Genomic DNA, 19126 nt, shown 5'->3' on the forward strand with positions numbered 1-19126 from the left:
TTTATGGCATTTTCTTAAATCCTTCGGCCTTAATTTTCCAAGCTCCGTCTTTCGGGAAGCCCGGAAATTCCTGTTCCTCTCCGTCCCAACCGGCAACCATCATGGCTACGGCCGCCAATACCCCTCCATTTCCTGGGAGGTAAATACGAAGTCGCCCATCTTGATAGTTGTGACCATTTTTTAAATATGTATTGGTCTGTATATTCATAAATAGCGCATCGAGAGCTTTATTTGGCAACTTGAGCCTAGCGGCTGACATAGCGACCATTGGGAAATCCCAGCCCCATGTTTCATCCCAAAACCAGGTTTTCCAAACAGTGTCCAGCGTATTTTTTAGAACTTGCTTATCCAGTTTTGGAGATTCAGGCACCATACCCAATGCTGCCAACACCGTAGGATGGTCTGTCCTCCATTTTGGATTGGTATAGGAGTCTGTTGCTGTTTCTGTAGCGAGATAAATGTTGTCTTGTTGTGGCAATTTGGCAAGCTTGTCAATCACGTCTTGCCAATCCTTATCAATTGGCAGGCCTGAGCGTTTCTTCCATTCCTGAGCAATGCGTAGTGCCCAGTCCCAGTATGCTAATTCATAATTCGGATTCCGAGTTTCCGCGGCACGGAACACTTCCTGCGAAGGGATGACGCCAAGACCGAGATTATAGCGATCATTTGCTTTGTCGTATTCTGCAAAGTCGGCCATGAACGTCGCGGTCTCAAAGACCAGGTTGCTGTATTTCTTAATGACTTCCGGGTCCTGGTTATGGCGATAGGCCATTTCGGCAAGATAAATCAAGTGTGGTTGTTGCCAGATTAAGAAAGCGGCTACCGACGATGGGCTTTCATTTCCCTCATGATCCGTCATCTTGATCCAACGCACGCCCTTATAGCCTTGTCTTTTCGCGAGTGCTCTCGCTTTTTCCAGCGTATTGAAATAATAACCTAAGGATTTCTCCAAGTACTCTGGTCTGCCCCATAAGCCGAAGTGCACAGAATGCCACCAATGCATTTCTGTATGCGGTTTGCCGTACCAGCTGTTAAACGTTAATCCGGTTTCCTGTGGTGGGTTATCACCCGTGCATTGCACTTTCGTTAGATACTGCGACAGCACCACGCGGCGTTCTAATTCTTTTGCTCTAGGGTCTGTGCTACCTTCGAAATCAACCGCTGCACCACTTTGCCAAAAAGATCTCCAAGCTTCTCTACTGCGACCTGCCAGCTGCTGATAAGTATCCCCCTGGTTTTCTGTTGTTTTATTCTTGCTGAAGGTGAAGATGAAGTCGAAGTTATCCGATGTTCCAGCAGGTTGATAAACAAATTCATGCTGACCTGCAGAGGTAATTTTTCCATTCGTATAGTTCAATAGCGTAAAATATTCTATGCTTGACAACTTATGCGATAATACCGCCGACTTAGCATGCTGAGCAATAATGTTCGACTGATGTTTCTCGGGATGTTCATAATAAGCTCCTTCATCTAAGAAGGTGCTCGTAGGAAATGGATAGCGGACGAATACTTTAATTTTTCCTTGACTAACCAATTCCGAATTAACATGTACCGCAACTTTATCTAATACGGGATCTCCTGCCGTTAGCACTTTTACCGGTGTCCCTTCTACTGTAAAATGGCTTTCAATGATTCCCGTCCAAGGATTGAGAACTTGCTTGATCTGTTTGATATCCTCCACAGCAGCAGTTTTGCCGTTTTTCAGCGTGATCTGCAATCCCACATTTCCCAACTGAATGCGATGAGGATTAACACGATAATACTCCGTCGCTTCTTTTGCACGACCCTCTTTGTTTTGAATACTGTAAAGCGCATTTCTACCATCATTGTTGAAGTCGTAGGCTTTCAACGTTTCTTCAAACTTATATTGCCCGGTATTTGGGAAGCTATTCCATCCCCATTCACTTTGCGTGCCTAGTGAAACACCTTTTTGGTAATATTTTGGAAAAGATTGCATTCCGGTGGCATCGACTGTATAGGCGAACTGCCCGTTTCCTACAGTTAGCGAGGCAAGCGTATCCATACTTGTATTTTGTACCTGATGGCGTTCTACTACTGCCTTTCTGTCGATCTTTGTCTGCGCTGTTAACGGCTGAACAAAGAAACAAAGCGCCATCCCTATCCATTGGATCTTAAGCTTTTTTATCATGATTTATTCTTTTATTCGAGTCTCGATATTTTAGTTTATAATCTAATCCGATATTTATTGCAGGAAGCTGATTGCCATTAGTCCAACGACTACGTCGTTCGTATGAGCTCTTAGCTGGACGGAACTCACCTCTTTATCGGGGTTTAACGGTAGATCTAATAAAGTGGCTGCGCCTCCTTCTATTGCGCGTGTACTGAAACCCTTAATAGATCCGTATTCTGCCAAAGTCCCGGCCTTAAACACTTTCGCATCTTTTAATTTGATGCGATATGGAATCTCATCATCGGGCAAATCAAAAGCCTTGTCATCGTCGAGATAATCTTGTTCGATTGGCCAATAATTTGTAGGGTTTTTAAGGACTAGGCTATCGGAAGTTCCGTCGGTATATTGAACCGATAATACCGCATTGTCCATCTGCGATTGCATAGGGTTAGTTGACCCTGCTAGCAATACATAGGCCTTTTTAGCTTTAATGCTTACTGGAAAAGATGCTTGAGTTGGATAGTTATCCCACTGACTGGTGAACAGAATATTCTTTTGATCGTTAGCAATTAAGAATGGGATATCGAGAACGGCTAGTTTGCTTTCGGTTCTCGCTGCCATCAAACCGGTGTCGTCGATGTTTGCTGTGGTCAAAGGATAGCACCAATTGCCAATACCCTGCCAGGGCAGCTGCAAGGTAGGACCTTCAGGCCTTGGGCTCAGGTATTTTTGTTGAAATATCTCCTGCGCTCTTGCATTATAATGTCTTCCCATATCCCAAACAATGACATTTCCTTGGGCTGGTAAATCCCAATCCGTTAGATGCGTCTTCCAGCTATAGTCACCCAGCGACAATTCAATCTCATTGGTGCCCCTTGTCAGCTCTTCTAAAGGGAGTTTCAAATCTTTGCTTTGATTGGCTCCCAGGTCTAGTTGTTCATTCCAAGTTCCCAATGTCACCTTAAGCTCTTGCGAGCTAGTACTCCGATTTTTCAACTTCAAGACATAATCATCACCTTGCTTACTCCATTCCTGTTGAATCGGTTGGATCAAATCTACATTCACTGCACGCCACACGTTCGTTTGATCGGCGTTTGTTCGTACGAAAAAAGTACCTTTTCTAACCTTCGGATTGAATGTAATGAGCTTGCCCTGTTGATTCTTTATGAGTTGTTGAGGATCTTTTATCTCCGCAATTTCTTGCTGGGCTTGCAAAGGAATCGTCCATGTGTCCTTTAAGGCAATCTGAAAATTAGTTTCTTGTGGCAATTCCCACAGACCATTTCCTGTAATTGAAACTTGAAAGTCCTTGCCTTTTGGCGTACTGATTAGAAGGATTGGCTGATTAACAGCATCATCTTTGTATTTCCAATCCACCTGTTGGCCATTGACTTTTACCGACTGCACGTGTAGAAAAGACGAAGGTATCTCTAGTTTCAGTTTCGTTTCGATATCATAGTTATGTTTGAAGTGCAGCTTTAATTCATTGCTGCTTTTGCTATATTGATATGTCCATTGTGGGAGTGCTAAACTGGCCTCTTTCCATTCTATTGGAAAACCCGGGCGGATACTAATTTCCGCATCGAGCAAGTGAGGTTGCACGCCGAAGAGCCCTTCCACTAGTGTTCTTGCGGCCATAGCGATAGGATCGGCGAAGTCCCGATAGAGCTCACCCCGGAAAGCGTCATAATGTGATAGCTGGTGATAGTTTCCCGGGCTCTTCCCAAAGTACATGCTTTCCAGTAAATTGCTTCGCCATAACTCATAAGCATCCTCTTGACGTCCGGCTTGCCAGAATGCCAGCGCCGCATGGAGGTTTTCAGCTAGAGCGATGTTATTTATCGACCATGTATAGGGTTGCCAGTTGGTGATCGACAAGGTATGTAAGTTATGATCATCAAATCCGTCGACCTGTATGGGAATTCTGGGGATATGGTTGTGCACATACTGCGTTTGTTGATAATGCTCGAAGGTATTCATAAATCGTGCATCAGCAGCGTGATAGATTGTCCAAAGGCCGGGGCTATCATGAAGCAATTTATTCCCCAAAGCATCCTGAAATTCTGCGAAATGACCTTTATCCTTAAGCCACAATCTGCTATACAGCGCCTTCTCAATAGCCTCTGCTTCTTTTTGATAGGGTTCTGGGTTTTTCCCAATGATGGATGCTAACTTGGCCGCCATACGGTTGGAACGCAAGTTATAAGCGGTGGTATGTGTTACTCCGCCCCCCGAATACTGCAGCCCATCACTCGCCCATATTGCACAGTAGGCATCATACAAAGCATCTCTGTCACGGTCGAAATTACGCTTCTCCCATGCGAGATGACGCTCCAGTGTTGGCCACATCTTCGCTATGTAAGCTTTATCCCCAGTATGGTCAAAATGAGTCAGTAATTGATCGATGAAGACCAGGTTCATATCGTAATGATGTGCAATTTTATTGTTGTTGGGATTTCTGGAGATATAGCCGCTTGAGAACATCGCTGTTCCGATCTCTTCTAAATGTCGTGCGAGGTGCAATGCCGTATCCATTACGACCGGACCTTGTGCTGGCTCAGTTACTTGAGAGTTTGAATAGGCATCAAAATGCGCTCTAGCTCGGTCGTGCCATCCCAAAACATCAGCGATATAAGCGCCACGCCAAGCATTCAGCGGCATTCTCCATGCCACGGCCCCATGTAGATAGGTCGGGAACTCCCAAATTCCGTCTGCCGCTGTCACTAAAGCTCCTGCAAGGTTATTTAAATACGGATCTGGCGTTTGCAACTGCACTCTACTCAGCAACGTTTGTCGCTTTGCTTCTGCTTTATCAAATACATTGGTCAATTCGGCAGTTGACTTCTCTTTCGCTAATTTCCCTTTAGAAATCTCCAGCCAATGTGATGTATTAAGATTAGCAAAATAACCATACAAGATTGGGCTTCCATTTGGATCAGCGTTGGGCAATTGCGCTAAATTAACTAAAGCTGTAGCATTGCTTAGTTTAACGATAGCTCCGTCCGAAAAACTACCCTGAGTATGCTGCTCTTCTTCTTTGCGACCCAAGTATTGCAAGTCGAATGCATTGCCTTGAATATGGATCTTATTCTTACTAGCGTATTCCGGCAATAAATAGAATCCTGATTCAGGATCTGCGCCAATATCGCCATTTCGGCTAAATCGTGTTCCACTTGCACCTCCGTAAATTGCATAAAGACCTGCGTCTTTTGCTACGTTTCTACCACTTATTTTAAGTACTAACCCTTCTTCTTCAGCTTGCGCAAGTAGATATAGCGTTAGTTCGCCACTGCCAATTAACTTGTCTTTAATTGTATAGACCATCGCGCCGGCACGATAGCGCGTTTCGATATGATCCGCATCGTTCAGTTTCTTTCGTTCTTTGCCACGCTGTAATACAAACTGCAGATTACCGCCCATTCCGGGTAGATATAGTGCGAATTCAGGTAAATCGCCAGCCTCGACGCGCGAAGCCCGATTGTCGCCATAGAGTGCTCTATTGAATCTATTCTTCCCCTTTTTGAGCAAAAAATCTCCGGCATCTGCTGTATAATGCAATGAACGTATTTGTTCGTTGGTTTCTTTTTGTTGTGCGAACGCAACTGATGAAAAACTCATCAGCCCAATCCCTAACCAAAACTTCCACTTCTGCATAGCTATTTCAATTCTGTCAACGGTTTTCCATTGACTTTTACATTCTTAAGTTTTACATTTTTCAAATGATCTACCTGATAAGGTTTTTCCACCCCATTGATTGTACAGTTGATCATGGTGAAGTTGGTTACTGGCGATTCGGGATATGCTCTGGATAATACTGCATACTTTCCTCCCTTAGTGACTTCGAGATTTTCAACCCAGATATTGCGAATTGTTGGAATATGATCGCCTGGTTTTTCATAGAACATATTGAAACGAACTGCAGCTTCGCGATACTGTCCTACTTTGGTGTTGTAGAAAAACACGTTTTCAATAGTACCTCCTCGACTCGAGCTTGTCTTTATTCGGAGCGCACGGTCTAGATTGGGGCTATCCATAACATTGTTTAATGAATAGATGTTTCTTGCACCTCCTGCGATTTCACTGCCAATCACAACACCACCATGCCCTTCGTGCATTGTACAGTTCTCGATGATATGATTCTCCGCAGGCCGTCCGATATTTCTACCATCTTCATCGCGACCGGATTTGATAGCGATGCAGTCATCGCCCGTATCGAAGAAGCAACCGATAATCCATACATTGCTACAGGCTTCCGGGTCGCAGCCATCGTTATTAGGTCCATGGCTAACCACTTTTACATTTTCGATCAGCACATTATCGCAAAGCACTGGATTGAGATTCCACATAGGCGAATTAATCATTTTGACGCCTTCGATCCATACATTACTACAGCGATACGGTTGAATGAAATTAGGTCGCAGAAAATGTCCATCTCCAAATATCCGCTTCCTTGGATCTACTTCCTGCGCCATTTGCTGGTGTAAGACAGCACGAGCAGGCTTTTGTTCACCCGGACGACCTTCATGCCATCCATATTTTCTAGCGCCACACCAATACCACCAATGATCGTTATTCGCATTGCCGTCCAACAAGCCTTCGCCTGTTACAGCAATGTTCGTTTCTTCATATGCGTAGATAAATGGAGAATAATTCATGCACTCCATGCCTTCCCAACGGGTAAATACCATAGGATAATCGGAGCTGTCTCGGCTAAACAGCAGGGTCGAGCCTTTCAATAAATGTAAATTGACGTTGCTCTCCAAATAAATGGCTCCAGTGAGGAATGTACCTTCCGGTACTACAACACGGCCTCCACCGGCCTCACTGCAGGCTTCGATAGCTTTCTTTAATGCAGCCGTATTTTTAGTTTGCCCATCGGCAATCGCTCCAAAATCAGTAATAAGGAAATCTCGGTTTGCGAATACCGGTTTCTTAATTTTCTTCTTTAATATTTCCACCTCTCTCAAGGGTTGTTTCGAGGAGGTCCATGCTTTATCTTGTGAGAAAGACATGCTTATGCATGAGAGCAATAATACACCGATTAATAAATACTTCTTCATCAGAATAGGTTTGCGCTTAAGGTTTACAAAACATAGGTCAGAATAGCCTGCTTGGCACATTCTCGACATACAAGATATAAAATTGAACCTACTGGGTGTGTCTTGCCCTATCCTGCATTTTTAATTTAAAAACTTTAATACCAATACTTTACACAAATCAATTCGACAGAAAAATAACCACATCTTGTGGCGTCTATCGGTCGAGAATTAAATAACATTGAAATTTCAAGGATGAACATTGAGAAAAAGAAGTTCCCAACGATGATGAAAAGCTGGAATTAAGAAGAAAGGCTGTCCGATTAAATCGGACAGCCTTACAAATTAAGCTAGTATTTATAAAAAAAGTAATTGGATGCAATTGGATTAATATCCTGGGTTCTGTTGATACAGTCCAGGCTTTGTGTCAAGCTCTGACTGTGGCACTGGATAAAGAATATATTCTTTCTTAAAGTCTTCCATTTGATTCTGAACGTCCTCTTTGGCGATCCAGGCTTTCATGATAGTTTCCACTTGTCCGGAACGAATCAAATCAAACCAGCGCGTACCTTCGCCTACCAGTTCTCTTCGACGCTCTTCTAGTAACTGTGCCTTCGTTACGCCTGATAAGGTTGTTGTAAGCCCTGCTCTAGCGCGCACCTGATTAACTACCGCATCTACTTCGGTCGCTTGATTTCCTGCCGCACCATTCAATATACACTCAGCCTTCAATAATAGCAGGTCGGTATAACGATAAACAATAAAGTTAATTGGCCAGTCTGTCCGACTGGTTTTAGGAACTTTCGTGATGTCTACAAACTTTTTGATAAACGAACGAGGCTCCACCACATTACCGTAAGTATATCCATTTTGGATACTAAAGCTCTTTCTAACATCTTCGTCGACATATTTCGCCAATAAGTCTTCTGCAACCGGGCGGATCATTAAACCACCCTGCGTTCCGAAACCAAGAGATTGAAACCAGGTGTCGGGAACCAAAACCCATGGGAAAGTACTTCCCACGATCGGTGTACTTCCACTCGAATATTCGATATTAAATATAACCTCTTTGTTTCTTTCATTATCATAGTTAAAAATCGACGAGTAGCTATTCAGGAAAGCAAACTCATTGCTTTGGATGATATCATTGAATTGCGCTAATGCTTTGCTCCACTCATTGCTTCCCAACCCTGCGCCTTCTACATCCAACGCAGGCCCCGAACGCGTCATATAAACCAATCCCAAAAGCATTTTTGCAGAGAATTTATTGGCTCTGCCCTTATCTGCCGTGGCATATCCGCTAGGTGCAGGAAGGGTCTCGATTGCTCGCTCTAGGTCACTAATAATAAGGCTATAGACATCTGCAGGTGCGCTTCTAGGTATCTCCATCGCTTCATTGTTTGAAACAACTTTATCGATGATAGGTAGTTTTCCGAAGTAGCGTAATAAATCAAAGTAAAAGAAGGCACGTAGGAATCGCACTTCCCCTTCCATCCTGTTGCGTACCGCTTGATCAGTAATTACCGCCTCACCCTTATTTTGGAGCTGCTCAAGGTAATTGTTGGCTCTGAAAATACCGGTGTAATTGCTTTGCCATGCATCCACTACGTAGGGATTGGAAGCAATAGTTCGGTGAAAACTATTGATTCCTTCCCAGTCACGAACTCCACCGTCAGACACGGCGTAAAGATTATCCGAACGAGTTTCCGAGAGGTTCAACAGCCTATCTGGATAACCTCGGGTTACCGCATAAACAGCATTTAGACCTTGGTTAAAGTCGTGGGCTGTTTGGAAAAAAGTCTCTGATGTTGCGGCGGAGATTGGTTGTTGATCCAATTCCATATCGCAAGAACTCAAAAGGCTGACGCCTAATAGTATATAAAATAATTTCTTCATCGCTTAAAATGTCAAGTTAATACCAAAGGTTATAGTTTTCGGTAATGCTAGGCCACCATAATCACCCGCTTCCATATAAGTGGAGCTTCCACTTAAATTGGTGTTTGCAGCTTCCGGGTTTACCCCGCCATCGTATTTATCTCCACCCCAGTAATTCTCAAGGGATAGATATAGGCGGCCGTTAGGTAGAATTGTTGATCCACCAATACGTAGATCCTTGAAATTGTAGCCTAAGGTTACTTGTCTCAATCTCCAGTAGTCTGAAGAGTACAACCAATCCGTGTTCTTAATACGTCCGAATGTTGAATAAGCCTTCCCTACTCTGCCTTCACCAGGATCTTCCTCCGTTCTCCAACGGTCGCGATAGAATCCAAGCGCATTATCCACTGTACCCTGTCCCGTACGTCCTAATGCTCTACCTAAGAGCGAGTATAAGCTTCCACCCCATTGTCCTTGAAATAAAAAGCTTAAATCAAAGTTTTTATAACGAAGGTCATTCGTAATACCCCATACAAAATCAGGGTTAGGATGTCCTACCAATACGCGGTCGTCTGCATCAATAACGCCATCGCCATTCGCATCCACATAACGAGGATCACCGGCTGACTGCGTTCCATACATGGCAGCACCAGCATCAATATCTGCTTGTGATAGGATTCCGTCCTGCTGAACCACATAAATGCTGTACATCGGTTGACCAACTTGAAGAATACTGTGTTGAATATCGAATGAAGAAGGGATTAACAATTGCTGCTGATCACCGACCAATTTCGTGACTTCATTGCTGTTATGGCTTAAATTGAATGAGGTTGACCAGTTGAAGTCTGATTTCTGAACGTTTTGCGTACGGATTTCTAAATCCCAACCTTTACTTCTCACCTCTCCAGCATTATCCAATAAAGAACTAAATCCGGTTGCTAACATCGTCGGAACGTTCAATAACAAGCTGCTACTAGTTCTGGTGTAGTAGTCGAATGAACCTGTCACTCGCGATTTCCAGAATCCGAAATCCACACCTACGTTGACTGTTCTAGATTTTTCCCAGGTAATATCCGGGTTGATAATATTGCTGGGAGCTTGACCCGCTGCCGACGTACCATTCCAGGAATAGTTATAGTTCCCCAACAAAGCGCGACCAGAATAATCAGAAATATTGTTGTTTCCCGACTCACCATAGCTGGCACGGAATTTTAATTCGGATATGTTTTCGATATCTTTCAAGAAAGACTCTTCTGAAGCTCTCCATCCTACCGATACTGAAGGGAACCAGCCCCATTTCGTATTTAAACCGAAGCGCGATGAACCATCACGACGCACACTTGCCGATAACAGGTATTTCTGATCATAGGCATACTGCACACGTCCAAAATAAGAAAGCATAAGATTCTTGGTAGCACTCGTACTTGAAGTCGTCCCAACGGCTCCGTTCAACGTTTTAATCGCACTGGTGGTATAACCACCTTGAGAGGTGATACTGTTGCTATCGAAACGATCATAGTTGTAAGCATGACCTAGTAGAGCTTGCAAACTGTGTTTTCCCGTTTCGTACGAGTAATTCAATGTATTTTCATTGACTATTGTCTGACGTCTATACGAACTATTTTGTCCATAAGTTGCCAAGTTCGGGTTAGCTAAGCGGTTTGCCAAAGTTCCGGCAATCGTATATGGGTTATAGCTAAATCCCTGACGATCTGCATGGTCAATATTCAAAGTAGTTTTGAAGGTCAGACCATCAATAATTTGATATTGGGCATAGGTGCTGGCGATAATCCTTGCAATTTTACTTTCGCCAATGCTATAATTTAATTTAGCAATCGGATCGTTTGTCGAAGTACTCCACGGATAGCGCTCCGTTTCAAACACGTTTACTGATCCTGCTGGCTGATCCTGAACCGGTGTCATGGAATAAATTTGGTGGATAATGTTATCTTTTCCTTCCACGCCTGGATCGTTCATGATCGAATAAGTTGGCGATATATTCAGTCCTACAGTAAATTTCTTGGAAGCTTTTACATCGACATTCGCACGCATGCTGTAGTTTTTGTAGCTAAGACCCTGAATAATACCCTTCTGGTCCATGTAGTTTCCAGAAACATAATAATTAACGAAATCTGTTCCCCCCGAAGCAGATAACTGATAATTCTGTACTAAACCTTTACGATAGGCCTCATCCTGCCAGTTGATCATATATAATCCTGGATGTCCATCTTGCAACCAGCGATCGTCATACATTAGTGAAGTATTATATGTTCCATCCGGAAGCTTCAAGATAGCACGGCGTTCGTCGTTAGATTGAGATGCTGTTCTTCCCGTACCAGATGCTACCCATGCCGCATCAATCATCTCCTTAGCGCGATCGATCCACTCTTCACCGTTCAACATATCCAATTTCTTGTATGCCGAAGAACTCCCTAAATAAGTGTTGAAGTTCAGTTTGGCTTGTCCGGTCTTTCCTCGTCTGGTAGTGATCAAGACCACACCATTTGCTGCACGGGAACCGTAAATAGCAGCTGCAGAAGCATCCTTTAATACTTCGATAGACTCTATATCATTGGGATTCATATTATCCAACGGGTTACCTGAGCCATAGTTTCCAGATCCATTTTGCGATGCTGTTGCCAATGGGAATCCATCGACCACGTAAAGAGGTTCGGAACCCGCTGTAATCGAGCCTGATCCTCTGACCTGCACGCTAAGTCCTTTCCCTGGTACACCTGTTGTTTGTTTTACTCTTACGCCTGACATTTGTCCGGCTAGCGCTTGATCGACGCGGGCAATTGGACGCTCTGCCAATCCCTCTGCATTAAATTTTGAAACCGGTGCGGTCACATTCGTTCTCCGCTGCGTACCATATCCAATGACAACGACTTCATCTAGTTGTTCATCTTTCGCCTGCATGACCACACGCAAGGGCGTTTGATTCTGAATTGTTACCCTTTGGCTTTCGTAGTCTACGGAAGTAAAGAGCAAAATCTCCCCCACCTTTGCATCGATTTGAAATACACCTTCGCCATTCGTGGGCACAGAGCGCGTATCGTCTCCTTCCACTTTGACGGTTACCCCCGGCAGTGGCTGCTGTTGGCTGTTCACTACCGTACCTTGAATTGTTTGCTGGGCGTATAAGTTGCTTAAGCCTATCAACCAGAAAACGATGCAAGTACTCATCCAATACTTTAAATTCATGGCTTATTTGTTTTAGTTTATTATTTGGTTACTTCGATTGATTATTTTTATGCTTGATTTATTAGTATGCAATTAGGGTTACAGGTCCTTTCAATCCTGAATTTGCGACCGCCCATTTTCCGGCATCGAAAGGCTTATAGTCTATATTCACAAAGTTTATTTCATGGTAGTTTCGCCAAACCATTCCTTTTTTATCCATATCCCGGACGCGGTTTGCCATTAAATTGGCTACTTCAATGCGAATTTGGTTCTTGCCGTTTGTAAGGTATTCCGTCACATCGAGCTCAAATGGATTGGACCACAAAATGCCCGCTTCCTTACCATTTACAAGAATCTTTGCGCTTTCTGATAAGTTGTCAAGCTTAAGTCTGTAGGATTTATCGGCTTCTTTATTCAGCGTAATCTGCGTTTCATAGGCTGCCGATCCCGAGAAGCTTTGATAATCTGCTCCCTGCAGATCTGTCCAATAACTCAGCTTATTCAACTTCTTATTCGTCGGAAGTTTAGGGCCGCCGCTAATAAAACTTAGATTCCATGGCTGAGTGAAGACATTCATTGTTTTTTCTTGGTCCACATAATGAAACTTTGTTGCCTGTGCAGGCTCATCGGAAACCGTCACAACCCATGCGTATCCAGGTGCTAACTGAAAGCGTACTTGACCGTCTTTCATCGGTAAATCTGCTATCTTCCCGGTTTGGGGATCCAATAAAGTAACTGTCTTTCCAGTCGCATTGAGTTTTATTGATTGATCTATTGTTTTAGGACTATGGTTGACGATGTAATAGTAATGTGCATTTTTATCAATGCGTCTATGGAATTTCAGACCTGCTCTGGTCAAGCTCTCGCCAAAGATTTGTTCCGTTTCTAATGCCGAAACGACGTCTTTGGTTAAGTAGATCTTCCCTTTCCCGAACTTCTTATACTGGTTCGGCTCATCTGCTTTAAACCCTATCTTTTTCCATGTCGACAGTAACCTCTCTTTTCTTTCTACTACTTGATGAAATCCCGGAATATCTTTCGGTGCCGATTGGAATATCAATGTCGCACCTTCTTCAGCAAGCTTCAAAAGCTTGTCGAGCGTCTCTTCCGAAAAATATTGCGTCTCTGGAATAAAGATAGCTTGATAAGGCTTCGCCGCTTCATGCGTAATTAATTTATCTCCATCTGCTTGTGTTTGTTTTATTTGCTCATCGGAAATAAAATCAAAGCCATATCCTCTCTTCTGAAGATGAACACTTTCTTTGTAGAATTGTGTTGGCCATAACCAATGATCCACATGATGAACACTTAACTGCTTAAATGCTTTATCAGGTTCTTGCCAGATATCGTAGATTGGCCAATAAATCAAGAGTTCATTATCGGCTTCAGTTGTCTGCAATACAGATTGAACACGGGTGATATATTGGTTTAATCCGATCAAATGTGACCAGAAGGAGTTTTGCGTTACGAAATTGACTGAAGCGTAGAACAGCCAGCCTGGAAATTTCACTTCTTCTGGACTATAAGTTGTGCCATGATAGAACACGTGATTCACACCCGACAAAAACAAAGCTTCAACCTCTGGTTTTGTTTGTGATAAGGCGGTTTTGAAGTGTTCTGTCAGCCAAGTAAAGGTTTCAGAAGATGTAAGTTTTTTCCCTTGTGTATTTGTTGCCGAACTGGCAAACTTGAACATCATAGGATCAGGATCTACGTTTCTGACGTCGGCAGAATCCCTTTTTAAACCGGGGATATCAAAGGCACTAGAACCGAAGGTTTCACATTCTGGGATATCCGTACTAGCGTAAAGATCCAACAGATTTCCGGGCGACCCATGGGCTTGATTCTTGGAAATAGCGCCTTGAGCATTTGAAAATTCTGTGAAAGGCAAAAGAAAGTGATCACGGAGTATCCAATTAACGACTTCGCGGTAGTCGGATTTTAACCTTCCTTCTTTCTCTTTATCGTCGGTTTTTCCAGCAAATTCTAATAAGTAGTCTTCTAAAGCATATCCCTTTCTGCGCTTAAATTCAGATAAAAATTCATCCGTCCAATCGGCGCCATACACCTCATAGCTATCATTGAAGAATGACCGAACGGATTTTGGTTGGTTTTCAAGCTTCTTTTTGAAAAAATCAAAATAAGATGCTACCGATGCCTTACCCAGATGGTCGAGCGTTAATCCCTCGCCTCCAGGCGCTGCACGCTTCACTTTCTGTCCTGTTCTCCCCGAGAACAGAATCAATACTTTCATGTCTTCTGGTGCTTTCCAAGTACCTTGTTTTTGATTCAACAAGCTGCTTAGATCGACTTTGCTACCATTACGATCATACCCACTGATGGCTTGCGCCTTGGTATAAGTTTGCTTCGCATCTTGGCTTCTTAATGGGAGTGTTATTTCTTCACCTTTGCTAAGGTTTAGTTCTTCCATCAATAATTTGGTAGCGGCATATTCAACCTCTACTTGAGGACCACCAAAAGGCCATCCGGTACCCAGGTTCATATCAAGTCCCATTCCCAAGGAATTCGCTTTCTCACTGCCGTAATTCAACATGTCAAGCCATTGCGGACTTAGGAAAGGAATATATTTTTGTTCAAATCCTTTTGCGCCATAGATTGGTGTAACCTCCACCCCACCAAAACCTGCATCGGCAAGCTTTGTTAGCTCTGCTGACAAGTTTTTCTTATCGACTGCAGAACCTGGCCACCACCATCTTGTCCATGGCTTCATCTCCTTCTGAACTTGAGGCCAAGTGGTTTGGGCTTCTGCAGGAGACTGCATTAGCGCAAAGGAAACCATACTCCATATCCAATACTTTTTCATGCTCGCTAAACTTTAATTTCTTTTATATAGGTCTATTTCAATTATGCTCAAGGTACCTGTACTTCCTGCGTCATTTCGTGCGACGCCATCATCAAGTTTCTTACCGCCTATCTCGGCATGCTGATTTTCTGACTTACCCTCTGTATCACCTTTTAATTGGATCTTAACCGTAGAGCCCTCAACTGCAGGAAACTGTGCATTCCAATAACCCAAACTTGTAGTTGTCGTACCATCGAAGACCTTCTGGTCATCAACATAAATCGCTAATGGAAACACTTTTGAACGGAAGTTATTCAGCTTCATATCGATCTCGTCAATCAGGCTTTTCTTCTCCAGTTTATAACTAATCCATGCGTTCTCGATCTTTCCATCATTTACCCAATCTGTCAGTTCGTTATCATCGATGGATGCTTGCGCTTTTTGTTGGTTTGCCCCGGAAGTAACCGATGCAATAGGCAATGAGGTTCTCACAACGTTCAATGGACCGATGCCTAAACCATCTCCACGCCCCATATACGATGGTAAATTTTCAGAAGACGCTTTTTGAAAATAAGCTCCCTGTTGTTCAATATCGCTGATTTGAAAACTAAGAGAATCCGCTTTCAATCCATTTGACATTGCTTTAACGCTAACCGTGCCTGGTTTTCCAAACTGTGTTCTAAGCAAAACTCTGTTTATTCCTGCCTCTGCAGGCAATGCGGTCGAGCCGATGTAATTATTTGGGCCTTGTGCAATACCACCAATCCAGTCTATGGGTCCCGCAAAGGAAAAGTCGATCATTGGGTTGACGGTTGGACATCTTTGTCCGTTTTCATCCAATACTTCTACTTCCGCCATTACCATATCATTGCCATCGGCATATATTCCGTTTGCCCCATGAAGAAGCTTTAATTTGATTTGAGAAGGTAATCCAGCGGTTTTGAGAGTCTGTTCGCTAAGTTTGACGCCTTTAGCGTCGTAGGAAACTGCTTTTAATTCACCAGCCTCGAATTGAACAGCTGGAAAGGTAAATAAGAAACGATTAGATTGCTGTGCAGTGCCCAATTTCTTGTTGTTCAAGAAGAGTTCTACCTTATCGCCGGCACTCACGACCAATACATCTTTTACCGTTCCAGCATCATAGTTCCAATGTCCAACAATGTGCATACCCTTAGGATCTGGATCTACCCAGCCGTCCCACATGACTTGATGGGCAAAAAAAGCATCTTTCGGAATACGCATAGCATCGACCTCGCCACTTCTGCGATAGTTCTCTTCACCACGATAATGCGTATTTGAATCGGAAAATATGATATTTAAACCGCCTGAACTAACGCGCTTCCCTGTGCCCGGCCGAACACGCCAGTATTCATACCAACGACGTACAGCCTCCGCGGCGAATTGATCTTGATTCCGATTGTAGTCGCTCGCATCATTTCCCTTGTACAATGGTCCTTTTCCTTCCGGATGGTAAGGATATGTATGTTCGTCCCAATATTTTCTTAGCGCTTCATCACGCATATATTCCGTAGCGATCAAAGGGTGCTTCGCGCTTTTATTGATATAAAGCATCTCTCCACCATATTCTGCAAGCTTACTGTCTAACATTTCGCGAGAGCCGATAGCTCTGCCCCCGTATGGATCATACTGATCACGAATTGCTTTCATTTCAGCCATATGCTGTTCACTGATCGACTCATTCCCACTTTCATAAAGTATTACGCTAGGATTATTCCGATAGTAAATAATGACATCACGCATCAGTTCAGTACGCTGTTCCCAGCGACGGCCCTCAACATCTTTCTCTGCATCGCCAGCGGGAAGCATCTGCATCAATCCGACGCGGTCACACGATTCTACGTCTTGCTTCCAAGGACTGACATGCATCCATCGAACCATATTTGCATTGCTTTCGACCATTAATTGGTTGCTGAAGTCGCTAAGCCAAGGCGCAACAGATAGTCCCACACCAGGCCACTCATTACTTGTTCGCTGCGCGTATCCTTTAGCCATGATTACTTGATTATTGAGATAAAGCATACCGTCTTTAAAGGCTGTTTTTCGGAAACCGGTTTTTATCTTTCTGCTGTCAATCTGTTTATTATCGATTGAAAGACTAGACTCAACGGTATACAGATATCCATAACCCCAGTTCCAAAAATCTACCTCCTGTAAAAGAGCTTGCGAGGATAGCATGCTCTTCGTTTCTGCCGCTATCGTGAATTTCTTATCGAACGATTTCACAAGCTTGCCTTCGGCATCATATACCCTAATCTGCCAATTACCGTTTTTCACAGCCCCGCTTTCATTCGCAACTTCAGTTTCCACATGAAGATTTAACCTTCTTTTGGCAACATCGATATCTTTAGCATAAACGTATGTACCTGTGGTCTTTAAGTTGGAATAAAGAGGCAATGTTTGATACAGATTATTCTTAAAATGTATCCAGACGTTCTTAGGGATCCCACCATAATTGGCGTTGAAATTTTTGTCGTTCCATTGAAAAACGGAATTGGTTGCTTTTTCTTTGTAATCCCAACGGTTATCGGTTCGAATAGCAAGTACATTTTTGCCCTTTTTTAAGTACTTGCTAATATCTAAACCTACGGCCATGACGCCGTTTTCATGGCGAGCTATCCATTCGCCATTTAAGTAGAACTCCGCTCCAAAGCGTAGCCCTTCGAATTCCAAAAAGACCTTATCAACAGGTGCGTTATCTGGTAATTCAAATGTTTTTCTATACCATGCAATGCCGGTGCTATGTTCGTGGATAGGTTTTGAAAAAGCATCGTCTTCATTCCAAGCGTGTGGGAGAGTTACTGACTTCCATTCACTGTCGTCCAAATCCATCCGCTGAGCATTCTCCTGCTCGCCCAGCATTAATCTCCAATCAGCATTGAAACTCAGTGTCACATTGCTTTGTGCTTGCAATGCACTCCCTGAATTCAAACCAACCAGTGTCAGGACTATCAGCAATATGGTTCTCATCTCAATCATTAGTTTTTGGATAAGTATTTATAATATTCAGCACCAGCAAGTAAAAAGCATCCAAGCCCGTAATCTTCAAAATCTGGAACGGAACTAAAACGCACAGGTTGACCATCCTTTGGTTCTTTTCCGGTTCCCTGCAGAAAGCCTAAAAAACCAGATGGATGCACCGCATCCTGTACCATTCCTTGCCAAGCTCGATGCATAGGTTCAGTAAATTCCGTTTGATCAAGTATCCCTTGATTTATTCCCCAAGCCATTCCATATACAAAGAGCGCAGTCCCTGAAGTTTCCGGTCCAGTAAAATTGGTCGGATCATGAAGACTCACATTCCAAAAGCCGTCGGCACGTTGTACCTTCAACAGCGCATGCATCATATCCTTAAAATCCTGTTCGTAGAATGCTCTGTTGGGATGATCTTGCGGAAGGAGGTTTAAAACACGCACCAGCGCAGCGACCACCCAACCATTTCCCCTCGACCAATAGCAGTCTTCGCCATTCGGTTCCTGATAGGGAGGTACAAAATCTTTATCTCGCCACCATAATTTGTCTTCTGTGTTATAAAGTCCTCCGCCCTCTTCATTCCGTGAGTAGAGATACATGCGATGCATATAATCGTAGTACTTTGGATCATTATACATGCTTCCAAATTTTGCGAAGATTGGCATCGCCATCTGTATAGCGTCAATCCAAGTCCAGTCGTCCACTTTTCCACTTGCTATAATTCCATCAATATTTTCTTTAATTGCCTTTATCTTGATCGGCTGTTTGTCAATCTGATATAAGTCAAGATAAATTTGTCCGCATGCCTGATCATCCGCATTTCGGGTTTCTACGCCATTGCGCATATTCCATTGATGTTGATTGGCCCAGTCATCAGCATATCTGTAATATCCGATTTTAGGATCAATGGCATACAAGGCCATCAAACCTTCATAATACACTGCTCGAGTCCAGATATTGCTGGGACGCCATCTCGTCGTGTAGATAGGTTCTTTGGTATCCGGCCATTTTTTCATAAAATATGCATTTGTTTGACGGAGCACCTGCAATACATCCTCTTTTTGATTCATTGCCTTATTGCTCCCTGCCTTTTGCGCAGTACACGCA

General features: G+C 43.4%; 8 protein-coding genes. All 8 read right to left on the reverse strand.

Going from position 1 to position 19126, the window contains the following annotated elements; all coding sequences use genetic code 11:
- Nucleotide 1 precedes the first annotated feature (1 nt).
- The 8 genes from B2400_RS00985 to B2400_RS01020 all read right to left on the reverse strand — a co-directional run bounded on the left by B2400_RS00985 (nt 2) and on the right by B2400_RS01020 (nt 19089).
- Nucleotides 2–2149: a hypothetical protein gene (locus B2400_RS00985; protein WP_286651496.1), complete on the reverse strand. Its 2148-nt coding sequence runs from the start codon at nt 2147–2149 to the stop codon at nt 2–4.
- A 54-nt stretch (nt 2150–2203) separates the two neighbouring features.
- Nucleotides 2204–5785, reverse strand: a complete 3582-nt coding sequence (locus B2400_RS00990; protein ID WP_286651495.1) for a DUF4450 domain-containing protein — start codon at nt 5783–5785, stop codon at nt 2204–2206.
- 2 nt (nt 5786–5787) lie between these two features.
- Complete coding sequence (locus B2400_RS00995) at nt 5788–7191, reverse strand: glycoside hydrolase family 28 protein (RefSeq protein WP_149525491.1); 1404 nt, start codon at nt 7189–7191, stop codon at nt 5788–5790.
- A gap of 363 nt (nt 7192–7554) precedes the next feature.
- On the reverse strand, nt 7555–9063 hold the full coding sequence (locus tag B2400_RS01000) for a RagB/SusD family nutrient uptake outer membrane protein (protein ID WP_149525490.1): 1509 nt from the start codon (nt 9061–9063) through the stop codon (nt 7555–7557).
- Between the two features lie 3 nt (nt 9064–9066).
- Nucleotides 9067–12246 carry a SusC/RagA family TonB-linked outer membrane protein gene (locus B2400_RS01005; protein ID WP_286651494.1) on the reverse strand — a complete coding sequence of 1060 codons (3180 nt, stop codon included), beginning with the start codon at nt 12244–12246 and terminating at the stop codon, nt 9067–9069.
- Between the two features lie 61 nt (nt 12247–12307).
- A complete protein-coding gene (locus B2400_RS01010) occupies nt 12308–15049 on the reverse strand; it encodes a glycosyl hydrolase (protein ID WP_286651493.1) in 2742 nt (913 codons plus the stop codon).
- Nucleotides 15050–15061: 12 nt separating this feature from the next.
- Nucleotides 15062–18025, reverse strand: a complete 2964-nt coding sequence (locus B2400_RS01015; protein ID WP_293930225.1) for a sugar-binding domain-containing protein — start codon at nt 18023–18025, stop codon at nt 15062–15064.
- Nucleotides 18025–19089: a glycoside hydrolase family 88 protein gene (locus B2400_RS01020; RefSeq protein ID WP_293930227.1), complete on the reverse strand. Its 1065-nt coding sequence runs from the start codon at nt 19087–19089 to the stop codon at nt 18025–18027. Before B2400_RS01020 ends, B2400_RS01015 begins: the two co-directional genes overlap by 1 nt.
- Between the last annotated feature and the right edge of the window lie 37 nt (nt 19090–19126).

Origin of the sequence: Sphingobacterium sp. UBA6645, assembly GCF_002455685.1 — a bacterium.
Classification (GTDB): Bacteria; Bacteroidota; Bacteroidia; order Sphingobacteriales; family Sphingobacteriaceae; genus Sphingobacterium; species Sphingobacterium hotanense.

What these genes read in the sequence shown, in the direction of transcription:
- B2400_RS00985 (WP_286651496.1), bottom strand. Translation starts at nt 2,149, where the DNA reads ATGATAAAAAAGCTTAAGATCCAATGGATAGGGATGGCGCTTTGTTTC.
- B2400_RS00990 (WP_286651495.1), bottom strand. Translation starts at nt 5,785, where the DNA reads ATGCAGAAGTGGAAGTTTTGGTTAGGGATTGGGCTGATGAGTTTTTCA.
- B2400_RS00995 (WP_149525491.1), bottom strand. Translation starts at nt 7,191, where the DNA reads ATGAAGAAGTATTTATTAATCGGTGTATTATTGCTCTCATGCATAAGC.
- B2400_RS01000 (WP_149525490.1), bottom strand. Translation starts at nt 9,063, where the DNA reads ATGAAGAAATTATTTTATATACTATTAGGCGTCAGCCTTTTGAGTTCT.
- B2400_RS01005 (WP_286651494.1), bottom strand. Translation starts at nt 12,246, where the DNA reads ATGAATTTAAAGTATTGGATGAGTACTTGCATCGTTTTCTGGTTGATA.
- B2400_RS01010 (WP_286651493.1), bottom strand. Translation starts at nt 15,049, where the DNA reads ATGAAAAAGTATTGGATATGGAGTATGGTTTCCTTTGCGCTAATGCAG.
- B2400_RS01015 (WP_293930225.1), bottom strand. Translation starts at nt 18,025, where the DNA reads ATGATTGAGATGAGAACCATATTGCTGATAGTCCTGACACTGGTTGGT.
- B2400_RS01020 (WP_293930227.1), bottom strand. Translation starts at nt 19,089, where the DNA reads ATGAATCAAAAAGAGGATGTATTGCAGGTGCTCCGTCAAACAAATGCA.